This window comes from Spiroplasma helicoides (assembly GCF_001715535.1).
GTDB lineage: Bacteria > Bacillota_I > Bacilli_A > Mycoplasmatales > Mycoplasmataceae > Spiroplasma_A > Spiroplasma_A helicoides.
In genome coordinates, this window is the sequence record NZ_CP017015.1 from 530,399 (window position 1) to 544,288 (window position 13,890).

9 protein-coding genes are annotated in these 13,890 nt (G+C 24.2%); 8 read left to right on the forward strand and 1 reads right to left on the reverse strand.

Going from position 1 to position 13,890, the window contains the following annotated elements; genetic code table 4:
* The first annotated feature begins 15 nt into the window (after nucleotides 1–15).
* The 4 genes from SHELI_RS02435 (at nucleotide 16) to SHELI_RS02450 (ending at nucleotide 5,314) form a co-directional block, all read left to right on the forward strand.
* Entirely contained in the window at nucleotides 16–3,123 is a 3,108-nt protein-coding gene (locus tag SHELI_RS02435) for an AAA domain-containing protein (protein ID WP_069116346.1), read from the forward strand.
* Between the two features lie 132 nt (nucleotides 3,124–3,255).
* Nucleotides 3,256–4,044 (forward strand): hypothetical protein, encoded by a 789-nt coding sequence (locus SHELI_RS02440; protein WP_069116348.1) that lies wholly within the window; start codon nucleotides 3,256–3,258, stop codon nucleotides 4,042–4,044.
* A gap of 49 nt (nucleotides 4,045–4,093) precedes the next feature.
* Complete coding sequence (locus tag SHELI_RS02445) at nucleotides 4,094–4,846, forward strand: hypothetical protein (RefSeq protein ID WP_069116350.1); 753 nt, start codon at nucleotides 4,094–4,096, stop codon at nucleotides 4,844–4,846.
* 93 nt (nucleotides 4,847–4,939) lie between these two features.
* A complete protein-coding gene (locus SHELI_RS02450) occupies nucleotides 4,940–5,314 on the forward strand; it encodes a hypothetical protein (protein ID WP_069116353.1) in 375 nt (124 codons plus the stop codon).
* Nucleotides 5,315–5,367: 53 nt separating this feature from the next.
* Here SHELI_RS02450 and SHELI_RS02455 read toward each other — a convergent pair whose 3' ends face one another.
* Nucleotides 5,368–7,017: an amino acid permease gene (locus SHELI_RS02455; RefSeq protein ID WP_069116355.1), complete on the reverse strand. Its 1,650-nt coding sequence runs from the start codon at nucleotides 7,015–7,017 to the stop codon at nucleotides 5,368–5,370.
* A 513-nt stretch (nucleotides 7,018–7,530) separates the two neighbouring features.
* On the opposite strand from SHELI_RS02455, the gene SHELI_RS02460 reads away from it, so the two are divergent.
* From SHELI_RS02460 to SHELI_RS02475, 4 genes are all read left to right on the forward strand, one after another.
* Nucleotides 7,531–9,366 carry an ABC transporter permease gene (locus tag SHELI_RS02460; protein WP_069116357.1) on the forward strand — a complete coding sequence of 612 codons (1,836 nt, stop codon included), beginning with the start codon at nucleotides 7,531–7,533 and terminating at the stop codon, nucleotides 9,364–9,366.
* Between the two features lie 15 nt (nucleotides 9,367–9,381).
* Entirely contained in the window at nucleotides 9,382–11,124 is a 1,743-nt protein-coding gene (locus tag SHELI_RS02465; protein WP_069116359.1) for a hypothetical protein, read from the forward strand.
* 2 nt (nucleotides 11,125–11,126) lie between these two features.
* On the forward strand, nucleotides 11,127–11,855 hold the full coding sequence (locus SHELI_RS02470; protein WP_069116361.1) for an ABC transporter ATP-binding protein: 729 nt from the start codon (nucleotides 11,127–11,129) through the stop codon (nucleotides 11,853–11,855).
* A 107-nt stretch (nucleotides 11,856–11,962) separates the two neighbouring features.
* Nucleotides 11,963–13,807: a hypothetical protein gene (locus SHELI_RS02475; protein ID WP_069116363.1), complete on the forward strand. Its 1,845-nt coding sequence runs from the start codon at nucleotides 11,963–11,965 to the stop codon at nucleotides 13,805–13,807.
* Nucleotides 13,808–13,890: the final 83 nt, after the last annotated feature.

Here is a 13,890-nt window from a genome sequence, read left to right on the forward strand (position 1 = left end):
CCCAGTTTATTATTTGTGGGAACTTTTTTTATTGAAGGAGTTTTAGATAATAATAAATTAAATGTATTTAGAGCTCCATTGATTTTGTATCCAGCAAACATTAGTATTAAAGGAAATATTGTAACGATTTCTGATATCAACTATCATGAACCTCAATTAAATAACTCGATTTTATTATTTATGGCAACTAAAAATAATATTAATTGAGAATTTAGTGAACCCGATGAAGATTTTGATCAAAATAAACTAGCTTATGTTTTAAAAATGATTGAAAAAACAGGGTTTCTTGTCAATAAAGATTCACAACAAAATTTTGATATTAATAAATTAGAACAAGCCACTCATTACACAAAAGAAGAGTTACATAATTATTTTAATAGTGTAAATAAAATTGATAAAAATGAAGTTAGCTTAAAAAACTACATTTCTTTTGGTTTGTATGATATTGCATCATCTTCAATTTTATCTGCTTATAATACAATTGAAGATAATGATCGTTCTGATTTTATTTCTGAAATAATTGCTTCAGAACAAAGTTCAATGATTGAACCTGATGTTGATTGAAGCGAAAAAGAAATTGTACAAATTTCAGATTTAGATGTTACTCAAAAAACCGCAATTGCAAATTCTTTATCAAGAAGTCAATTTATTTGAGGTCCACCAGGTACAGGAAAATCAGAAACAATTGTCAACCTATTGGCAAATATTATTTTTAGAAATCAAAGAGCATTATTTATTACAGAAAAAAAAGTTGCATCTGATGTTGTTTATGATAGAATGAAAGACTTAAAAGACTTTTGTTTGATGTTATTTCATAAAACTGAAGGAGTGCAATTTCATGAACAAGTTAAAAAAATTCATAACAAAATTCAAGAAGAGATTGATAAACAAAACAATCATCTAAGTAATTCTAATCTTAATTTTCAAAATTATGGAGAAAAAATTGATAGTTATATTGATTTAGCAAAAGAATATAAAAATCATTTCACAATCTATACTGGTAAGTATTATTTACTAAGTGTACAACATTTAAAAAATAAGATTGAGAAATTTAGTTTTGAAAATAAATTTGTAATGACAATGGATAGTTATGAATGTTTTGAAGAATTACAATCATTAAATGATAAAAAGTTAAGCGATAAGTTTAATATTATTTTAGAATTATTTAAAGATCTTGATATTAAAAAAATTTGAGAAAAACGACAATATTTAGAAATTTATAACGATGATTACAAGAGAAAAGTTTTTTACTTTAATCACTATACAAAGCAAAAATATAAAACTAAGCTGGGAATTTTCGCTAAAAAGAAATATGAGCAATTTTTAAGTACTCAAATTCAAAATACTAATTATGAAAGTTTTTGTGAAGTTATCAATTTTATTGATAATATTACTTTTAGCCTAATTTTTAAAATGTTATATTGTTTAACAAATCAACTGAGTCAACCTTTGATTAACTATAATTTTGATTATTTATGTGCTATGTATATCAATGATCATAAGAAAAGATTTGCAAGAGTTTTAAATAATGCAAATTCGTGAATTGATGCTATTCGTGAAACTTCAAAAAATAGATTTTTAAATGATTTGAAACTAATTTATCAAACTCATTTAGAGCAAATTGCATTTAAAATTAAGCAAAGTAGTGAAAAGGGTTATGAAGGAGTTGCCTATGCTAAACTATTTAGAAATTTAGGTAATGCTATTGGAATTAGAAAACAAATTAGATTGACAACATATTTTAAAAATTACATTGATTTATTAAAATTAATGTTTCCAATTATTATTACTAACCCAAATAATGCTGCTAACAATAATTTTTTAAAGCTTGTTGAAAAAGAATTTGATTTTACAATTTTTGATGAAGCTTCTCAAATATTTGTTGAAAAATGTATTCCAGCTTTATATAGAGCTAAAAATTATATTATTGTTGGAGATGATAAACAATTACCACCAACTAATTTTTTTAGCGATAAATTAAATAGTGATGAAATTGATATTGAACAAATATATCAAGATCCTGAAGAGCAAAACTTCATTAATACTGAAAGCTTAATTGATTTTGCAAATTCACGATATCCTAAAAACATGCTTCAATATCACTATCGAAGTTTTTATACTGAATTAATAAACTTTTCAAACGCTAAATATTATGAATCTAAATTATTAGTTGTCAATAAAAATCAGAGAAGTTTTTTACCAATTGAAGTTATTTCAACTTCTGGTAATTTTGAAGATGGAGTCAATGTTAAAGAAGCGCATATTGTTGTTAAATTAATTTTAGAGTTACTAAAAGATCAATTGTATCAAAATAAAACAATTGGAGTAATCACATTTAACTCACAACAAAAAAAATTAATTGACTCTTTAATAGAAAAAGAAGCAGAACATTCAACTAGTTTACAAAATATCTTAAATTTACAAAAAGGTGAGGAATTGTTTGTTAAAAACATTGAAAATGTCCAAGGAGATGAACGAGACATTATCATTTTTTCAATTGCTTTTGCCCCAAAAAATGATGGTAAATTCATTAATAACTATGGTCCACTAAATAATGAGGGTGGAGAAAGACGTCTAAATGTTGCAATTACAAGAGCTAAAGAAAAAATGATTATTGTAAAATCTATTCATTCGTCAGTTATGAATCCAAATAAAAAAGGAGCAATCGATCTAAGAGACTTTTTATACTACTCTGAACTTTTACAAAATAAAGAAACTGTTGAGCAAGCAAGTCAAACAATCTTAAAAAATAATTACAATGATCAAGAATTTCAATTAGAACAATTTGACTCAGATTTTGAGGTCGAAGTTTTTAACGAACTGCAAAGATTAATAGCTCCATACTCAAATAGATATGAATTGAGAAATCAAACAAAAACTGCTGGTTATAGAATTGATATTACAGTTTTAGATAAAGAAAAAAATGAGTATGTTCTAGCAATTGAATGTGATGGTTATAAATATCATTCCTCAGATTTTGATAGAAAAAAAGATATTGATCGCCAATATTATTTAGAAAAAAGAGGGTGAAAATTTGCAAGAATTTTATCAACTGATTGATGGAGTAAAGATAAAACAAAAAGAAATGAATTTTTAGAAAAGGTTATGAGTTATTTAAAATAAAAAAAATTTGGCAAACTTTTGAATAACTTTACGATGATATAAAAGGAAAAAAAATAATTTTATTAATATAAAATTATTTTTATTGTTATCTCTATTAAAATAACAATATATTTCGAAAAAGAGGTGGGAGTTATGGAAGAAAACAATTTAATAAATCAACCAGATAACAATTTATTAAATGATATGAAAAATCTAAAAAAATATGAGAAGTTAATAAAAATTTGCTCAATTTTATTAATGATTTTTGGATTTTCAATGATTTTATTTGTTATTCATTATACTTTGAATTATGATGGTCTTATTACAAATATTTGAGATGGGAATTTTATATATTTATATGTAGTTTTATTTATTTTGGGTTTTACATATTTTACTCATAACACGGTTTTGCTAGGATTTACAACTGTACAAGGTAAAAGAATGTATACAACAAATCAAATGAATTTTTATATTAAAGCAACTTTATTTTTATCTTCTTTAGCATTTTTATCTTTTATAAATATATATTTGCTTTTCAAATATTTATCACTACTAAATAAAGTAAGAACCAATGAAGAAGCAGCGGTTTATCTTAAAATTAATCAAACAAGTAAAAGACAAATTAAGACAAAACCTTTACTTTTTGTATATGTATTTTTATTGATAGGATACATTGTATGATTATCATTAACAATCAAATTTGATCTTATTAATCGAGGTTTTTTGTCATTAAATACATACTATTTTTTATTAGTTTTTGCAGCAACTTTTATTTTCGTAATTAGTTACTTTATGTGTGCTTCCCTTTTATCGAATACAAAATATTTTTTGAATAATGAATTAGTAGATAAGAAATGATTTATAATATCAGCGTTTCCATTTATCGGAGCTCTTATCTATGCTGTTTTTTATATCAAAAAAGGTGGATTAAAACATAATTAAAAATAATACATACTTTTAGAGTTATAATTTTTAAAAAGGTGCTAAAAAAATGAAAACACAAAGTAATAGTATGTTTCTAAAGTATGTTGTTTACGTAAGTTTATTTTTGACCACGATAATTTCAATAGCTATTTTTGTTATTTGCTTATCTAATGGAAAAATATTAAGTTTATGGCAGGACGAAACTACAATTGTCCCATGATGAGGTTTTGTTCTATTTTATATAAGTATTGTTGGTTTTGTTTTATCAATTGCTTACATTTATACTTTTTGAAAAGGCTTTGATAAAAAAGAAAATCAGCTTAAAAAAGAAAAAGTTACAATTTTATCAACAATTCCATATACATGTCTTGCAATAATTACAATTCCATCAATGATATTGATTTTTTTATATTTATCTATTTTACAAAAAAAAGACAATTTTATAAAAGAACCAAAAGAACAAAAAAGTAGTAAATTATCTGATGATACTAAAATTTTATTTTCTACAATATTTTTCTTTTTTGTAACTATTCTTATAATAGGTTTAATTTATTTTTATGTAAAAATTAATACAGCTTTTCTAAGTGAAGAAAAAGTCACTCAAAGTGCAATGTTTTCATTTATAATGGTAGTTTTTTGCTTATTTATAAATGGCTTTTCTCTTGTATCAATAGATAGCTTTTTTGGAGAATCTAAGCTTTTTAGCAAAGAGGGTAAAGTAAGTTGACCGTGGTTTATTGTTGCTCAAATTCCCTTATTTGGATATCTAGTTCTATCTATTTCATACATTATCATGTATCTTGTAAGTAACAAAAAATAGTTATATTATCTTATTTATGTCATTAAATAAGTGTTAAGATAATAAAAATACCAATTCCTATTAATTATCAATTTTTTACTAGGAGGGATATTTATGACTAAAAGTCCATATGAATATCTAAGTGAAAAAGACTTAGAAGTCTGAAATAAAAGTAAAGATTGCAATTGTGGTGAACAAGATTGTAAAGAAAAGCACAAGTTATGCGCTTTGTGTAATCATCGAGTATTATTTGAGGCATATATAGAATGTGAAGATGATGACGAAATAAATTGAAATATAGATCACATCATCCCAAAAATAAGATTTGAAGAGCTAATGCATATTGCTACAACTAGAGGAATTCATGATATAGATGATTTAAAAAATTTGCAGCTAACTCATGTACATTGCAATATTATTAAGGCAAATATTTTTAATAATAACTATGAAAATGGTTTTGGATTGATAATTAACCAAAATTATAAGTAGGCTTACTTTAAGTAAAAAAATCAGCATTAATTGCTGATTTTTAAATCTAAGTTTTAATTGCTATTAAGACTTTCATAAAATTTTTGATGTTTTACTTTGTATTGCTCAATAGCTTTTTGTCTATCATAGTTTTTTCCTCAATTTTTAGGATTAAGTCTTAATACAAAATCATTATCATCAATATGAATTCTTGATAATTTAGCCTCATTTATAATAAATGAAATAGCTAGCATTAGGAAGAATATTATTACAAATATTGGTGGTAGCATTTTTCCTATTTGCCCAGTTCCAAGTTGTGAAAAAATGTCATAGTAAATGTACAAAATAAATAGTCCCATCAATGTTGAAGCAACAATGTTATAGTAAACACTTCCTTTAACATTCATTACATCATCAACTTTTCTAGTTTTATGATTTGCCAATGCAGCTAGCATTAGAATTAGGTAAGTAGTAAACGCGATTACAACAACCGCATCAGAGATTTTATCTATCAAATATGTGACTGCTTGTCCCACATAATAATACTCTGCACTAGGGTTTGTCCTTTCGAGCGAGTCTTTGTAAATGATTCATGAAGTTGCGTTTATTGCTACTAAAACTACAGAAATCATTACTGCATTTATGTATCCACTTAATTTATGTGAAATCATTTCTTTACTTTTTTTGTAATAAACAAGTTGAACTCCATCGTTATCTGTTGTACTACTTAAGTTTATAACTCCAAAACTAGTAAATCCTGCAACTGATCCCAAAACAACTAAAGCAATAATTAATTTACATACTAAGGCGCCTTCACTTGGAAGGAAATTAGAAATTAGTGATAGTGAATCTGCATCAGATGTTCCAAAGTATAGTGATAATGCAAACATCATATTAATCATAACCACTAAAATAACTCCAACAACTTGCCCAAAAACAAGCATTCTTTTATGAGTTATTTCTTTTTCGATACTTGATCCATACATAAATCCATCAAGTTCAAACAATAACATTGGTATAACTAAAATAAAGTAACTCATTTTCCATTGTGAAGTATTTGATTCAACAAATGCTGTTGTGCTTAAATGGAATTTTGCATAAAATCCTAGTCCCAATACAAATAATAGGGGAACAAATTTTAAGTTATTGAAAAAAATATGTAAATATTTAAATCACCCATTAGATGCATATCCATTTGATATACACATAAAAAATACAATTATTACAGCTATAAAAATTATTAAAAATGCTTCTAAATCAGGATTCATTCAAACTTCATTATTATAGTAATCATCAACAGATCTAAAAACATAATATGATACTGTTATTGCCATTATTCCAACATAAACAGGAATATATATTATGCAATAAAATAGGGAGAACATGCTTCCTGTCCGCCTTCCAATAAATGTTTCAGCAAATGATGTATGTGTATGATATTTATTTCTTGCACTTGTTCCAAGTTCAATGAAAACGAACACCATTGAAACCCCAATAAACGCCATAACAATTAGCATAATAATTACAATATAGGGGTTATGAGCAGCACCTAGGGCCTGTTTACTTTTCATATAAATACCCACACCAATTGAATTACCAAAAACAACTGAAAATACTCTTCAAAAATCAAATGCAGCTGATTTTCTAACTTTCTTGTTATTCAAATGCATATGAAGTGTTTCTGTTGGATCCAACTTTGGGTTATTTTTACTACTACTATCCATTTTTTTATCCTTTCTCTTTAATAAACTGATAAAAAAGTAAAAAAATATAAATTTAATTCTATTTAAATTTATATTTACTTAAAATTACATTTATAATTTAATAATTTTTAACTATTTTTGATTGAATTAAATTTTCAGATAGTAAAACATTAAAAAATATTTAAAAGTAAATATAATTATTGGTAAATATTAGAATTTTTTTTAGTTTTTTTTATTGATTTATACATTGCTATTTTTCATTCTCATCATTCTTTATCAATTTTAATTATTAGATATTAAATTACTTTTACTAAATTAATTAAAATTTTACACAAATAAATTAATTTAATACCTTTTTTGATTATAACATTATCTTAGTTTATGTACATACTTTAAAAAAATTTACGTATTTAAAAATATATTAGTATATATCTTGATATATAATATTTACAAGAAAGAGTAATGAAAGTATAAATTATAAAAAGAGAGGTTTATTAAAATCTAAATATACTTTTACTCATAGGGAGTAAAAAAATGCTTAAAATAATGTCTTTTAACTGATATAGAAATTTAAAAAATCCGGTGTTTATTAGTACATTATCACTAGCTTTTTTAGCAATTTTTATATCTTTTGGTGTTCTTGTTGGTCTTTCTAATAACGATATTACAACAATAATAACATCAACAACTGCTGTAATTATGCTTGCTTGACTAACAATAATTTGTTATATAAATTTTATATTCATTTCAAATGCAATGATATTAGATTCTAGTAGTGGTTTATTAAATTTAGAGTTATCAAAAGGTTATAGTTACAATGAGTTATTGATGTATAAATTACTTGCAAATAAAATAGTTACTATTGGATTTAATGCTATATTGCTAATTTTGATGTTTTTAGTATTAGAGATTGTTCAACCGATAAATATTGACTATTTTGAAAAATGTACTTTAATTGGTTATTTATCATTTTTTGCGTTTGATTGGCTAACAACAGGAATGTTTATCTTTTTTTGCTCATTTAAAAAGCAAAGGCTGGTATTTTATTTGATTTCATCAATAACTTTACTATTTACAATATCAACATTTACTGGTAATGTTCAACAGCAAGTTGTTGAAAGAAAGTTTCCAATAATTGGTTTTAAAAAAGACTTCTATTTATCTGACTATTATAAAAAACTTGAACAATTATCTTATAGTAGAAATGGAATTGTCTATTCTTTAATGAAAAACATGTATACTTTAAATCAAGATTATGGATACACTCTTGATGTTAAAAATACTGCTTCAAATTCATCTTGTTCATCATTTGGTTATGAATGTTTATATAACAAGCATTCTTCTGAATATAATCCTGATTATACAGTTCTTTTAGGAAGATATGGTTATATAAGTTACTTAGGTATGATGCTTGACTCAGAGTATTTTGTCAATAATAGTCCCACACTAAGTACAAATTATAAATTTAAGCTTATTGATCAGTACAAAGAAAATATAGTTTACAAATTTTTGACAAGTACAATAAAACAATCTAACAGCAATAATTTAAACAGTACATATTACTATAAAGTCTCTGATAAAAATATTAGCGGACCTAATCAATTTGATGAATATTCAAATTATTTATTACAAGATAGTGTTACTGAAAGTTTAATTAAAGCACTAAACATCAATGAATCTAAAGATAGTATCAAACAAGAAATCGATGAATTAAGTCAGCTTTTAAAAAAATACTTTGTAAATATATGAAAAACAAAATTAAATCATCCATATGATGAAGTAATAGACTTACTAGAATGATGAAATTTCGATCATTCTTTAATTTCTAATATTAATTTAAAGTTTGCAGATGAAAAAGATATCTACAATAATGCAACTTTAAAAGATGGAAATAGACTATATATGGCTTTATTATTTGAACTCATAAACAATTATATGCGTGCTGGAAGTAATGGTTTTGGTGAAGACACAAATCAACTATATAATATAATTCAAAAAAATCCATGAGAATATAGAGTTTGATGAATTAGTAATCCCTTATATTATCCAACTTATTTAATGATGTATAGTAATAAAAATATGAGTTTAGCACAAGAAATGATTTCTTTTAAATCAAATCTTTGACAAACATTGTCTATTAGAGCAGTTAATTTTGTTAAAAATGAGAATTTTATTCCTGTTAATTATTTCAACACAAACACTGGAGATGATAGATTTATGTATAACAAATTAGAAAATATATACCTAAAACAAGTCAATATCAGTCCAAGAATTGTTGAACCAGATTTTATTTATCTGGGATATATATTGTTTGGTGGATTTACAGGATTAATTGGATTTTTAATTTATAGAAAAATAAGTATTATTTAAAAAAGAGGTGATGGTATGAAAAAATTATTATGAAAATTAAGTACATGTTTTTCTATTTTGTTAACTCCAGTTCTTTCAATTTCATGTAACTCATCTATAAATGATTATCCTGATTACATGAATCAAAACTCAAACAGATCAATTATGTCAAAGATAACTGATTATTTTAATAATTCTAAAAAGTTATTCAATAATAAAACAGCTGTTTTAGATGAAATTAAAATATTATTTAAAGATAATGAATATATTGTTTTTGATAAAACAAAAACACCTAAGCAAGATGACTATTTGATTGAAATTGAAGACAATCGCATTTTAGAAAAAAATATAATTTTTAATATATTGATTACTAAAGCATCACCTAAAGACAATAATTATTATTTTGATGAAACTTATTGCCAAAAATCTGAACTAAGCGTCAATAGAAAAGTTGAAGACGTTGATGCGGTTCTTATTGATAAAAACGAAATTGCAAATACTCCCGATAGTCCTATAGCATCATTTGTGATTACTAATCTTGATAAACTAGTGGGTGTGGAATTAGTACCCAAAGTCTCAAATCCATTTTATGGCAAATGAGAATATGATAAAGAACAGAAAAATAAAATCAACATTTCAATGCAACAATTTTCTGGAAGTGCAAATTTTGAAATATTTAACTTTGATGTTACCGCAAAAAATGCTACAAAAAGTGCAAGTCTTAGAGTTACTAACTTCTATAAGTATCAAAATAGTGAAATTGTAGTTGATAAAAGTAGTCAAAAAGTAGATTGAGGGCAAAAATTTGCATTTACAATAACTAACTATAAAAAATTAAAAAATGTAAAAGTAAACAGCTCTAATTATAACTTTCAAGAAAATGTTGTTTATGATCAAAAAACCGGAATAATCACAGGATATGCTTTTGGTCAAAAAGAAAATAATAGTTTTAATGAAAATACATATGTTACTTTAATTATTAGTGCTGTTGATTTAGAAGATAGAAAGTTAGATACTAGTGTTTATGTAAATATTAATAAATTAAATTTAATAAAAAACTTAGATGAAAATCAAAATACCTTAACTTTAGTTAATGGTGTTTATAAAAGTTTTGACATAAATGAAAATGTGTATGATTTAAAATTAACAGACAACATTTCTTTAAATGACACATCAAATTATCTTTTTGAAAACGGAAAACAAATAAACAAAAGGTCTTGAACTTTTAGTAATGAAAAAACTCTTAAAGTTCAATCTTGATGATATGCAAATAGAAAACCTGGGGGTAGATTCACTGGGGAAGCAACTTTTAAAACAATAGTTGATGGCATAACTTTTACAGATAAAATTAAAAATTATAGTATTAATATGAGTACATCATATAATAGTGAAGATTACCCAAAAATAAGTGTTTTTGATAATAATTCTGGAGCAAAATTTGAATCATTAGATGAGGATAATACATATTTAGATTTTTCGGCTGATTCTGCAAATAATTGTTTTAATTTATATACATCATCATCTTTAATTGCTTTCAAGTTTAATACTGATTGATATAGAAGGATTAATGAAATAAAAGAATTTTTAAATGACCCAGAAATAGTTGTTGACTCAATATTTAGCCAAATTACACCAGAACAAAATAAAAAACAATATGAGTTAGATATTTCAATTGATATAGAAAAACTAAAAATTGCAAAAAGTACAGTAATGCAATACAATATTGGTGAAAGTAATTTAAATGATTTTAAAATAAATATTTTTTATAAGGAGGGATAGGAATGTTTAGAATTGAAGGTGTAACAAAAAAATTCGATAATAACAAAGGAATTTTTGACATCAATATAACTTTTAATGAAGGAGACATTGTTGGTCTAGTTGGTGATAACGGAGCTGGTAAATCAACTTTACTAAAATGTATGTTCAACAACTATAAAAAAGACTCGGGTCAGTTCTTATATAATGATGAAGAAGTGAATAAAGCCATTATGAAACGTTTCTCATTTTTCCCAGATCAAAGTATTTATCCAAAATCTATTTCAATATTTGATTTTTGTGTATATTCAGGTAAATTATCAGGAATAAAAGCAAAAGAAGCAAAACAAAAAGCTACAAGTTTACTAACTTCTCTTGATTTGATTAGCTATAAGAAAAAAACTTTTAAATCATTATCTGCAGGAATGCAAAAAAGGGCATTGCTAGCTATATGTTTAATAAACAATCCTGACATTATTGTTTTAGATGAACCAACAGCTAATTTAGATGTTAGTTCAAGAATTGAGTTTGTAGCTTTATTACAAAAATTAGCAAGAATGGGTAAAACAATTTTAATAACAAGTCATATTATTGATGAATTACAGAAGTTCATTAATAAACTTGTAATTATCAATGAAGGTGAAGTTGTTTTTGATCGCTACTTAACTCCAGAAGATAATATAGCGAGAATATACTTTAACTTAACAAGTAACACAAGAACAAGTAAAATTAAAATTGATGAGTTAATTAAATAAAAAAGACAAACTAAGTTTGTCTTTTTTATTAAACTATTTTAAAGGAAAATAAACAAACTCACATATAATAAAAATATATAAAATAAATTTTAGAAAGGTAAATATCAATGAATAAAATATTAGCATTTCATTTAAAAAGAACTCTTAAAGATAAATTATTTATTGGTATTGTTTTATCGGTTTCGATTGTTATGATATGTGTAATACTTTGAATGTGTATCATTACTAGTCAAGCCGTTTATACAATTTATGTATGAGGTCCGCTTTTAATAGTTTTTTGAATTCTAAATATTTGTTACATAAATTTAGTATGTATATCAAACGCAATGGTTGAAGATAGACATAATGGTATTTTAGATCTTGAAATATCAAAAGGGTATAATCATGGAAGCATTTTAGTATGTAAGTTGATAACATCTAAAATTATTAGCATTTCATATAATGTAATTATGATTGGTTTTTTTTATCTTAATTTATTAATTATGCAACCAGATAGCAAATATTTTTTTGAAAATGTATTGTTTTACGGCTTTTTATCATTTTTTGCTCTTGATTGATTAACTATGGGTATATTTGTTTTATTTAGCTCTTTTAAAATATCTAGAATTGTATTTTGTTTAGCGGGTATTTACACAGGATTAATGTCGTTATCGCCAATTTTGGGAGGTGTTCAACAAACATTTTCAAGAAATAAGTTTCAAGGAATTAATGAATCAAGAACGACACTATCTGCACAATATTTTCAAATATTGCTTGATTTTGCAAATTCACAAAAAGGAATATTAAATAAGTTACTCAATAATATGTATACTTTAAACGATGATTATCGTTATGATCTCAAATGAAAAACTAATAGCAAAAATAATGATTGTTTATCTTCTGGATATATATGCCTTTACAACTCATACTACAAGGGTGAAGAATTTACTGAATCTGTTAGTAGGTATGGTAAAATTGCTTCTTTGGGGTTGATGCTTGATTCAGAATATTTTTTAAATAATAGTAAATCATCAAATTCAAACTATGAATTTAAATTGTTTGATAGTTATAAACAAAATATTGTTTACAAATTTTTAAAAAGTTCACTAAAAGAGTCAAAAGCAGATAACTTAACAAGTACTTACTTCTATAAAAGGTCGCAAAAAAATATAACAGGGAGTAATCAATATAATGATTATTGCAAATATATTATTCAAGATAATGTAGTTAATAATATTATTAGTTCATTAAACTTAGAGGCTACAAAAGACCAAGTTATAAATGAGATTAAAACTCTAAATGATATTTTGTACTATTATTATCAAGATTTTTGAGTTGTAAATGATAATCGATTTTTAGATATGGATAATAAAAATTGACAATTAATATTTCGTAATTTTAATAATAACTCTACTATAGATAACTCTACAAAGATGTTGTTTGTTTCAGAAAGAGACTTGTATGATAATGCTTTATTAAAAGATGGTAATCGACTATATATGGCTCTATTATTTGATATGATTGATAATTTGATGTATTATCCAGATTTTATTATTAATGGTGGTATATTTTTTGGCTATGATTATGAAACATATCAAAAAAATCCTGGTTCATATAGACAATATTTTTTAAGTAATCCGTTATATTTTCAAACATTTATGCTGATGTATACAAATAAAAATCAATCATTAAAAGAAAATAAATTTGCAATGCAACTTTCACCTTTTGATCATTTACCACTAAAAATAGTGAAATATGAGAAAAATGAAAACTATGAATATATTGATTTATATAACTGAAAATTTGGAGAAAAAAATACATTATATAATAAGTATGAAAATATAGGTATAAAAAATGTTTTTGTAACAGAAAATGTTATTAATGTTGATTATGTGTATATAGGATATTTTGTTTTAGGAGTTTTATTTTTAACTGCTGGATATTTAATTTATAGAAAACTAACATTAATTTAATTTTAAAAGTGTGGTGATTTAAAAATTCATTACGCTTTTTTTATTTTATAAAAGTTATTTTAAAAAATTATTAGTTATATAAA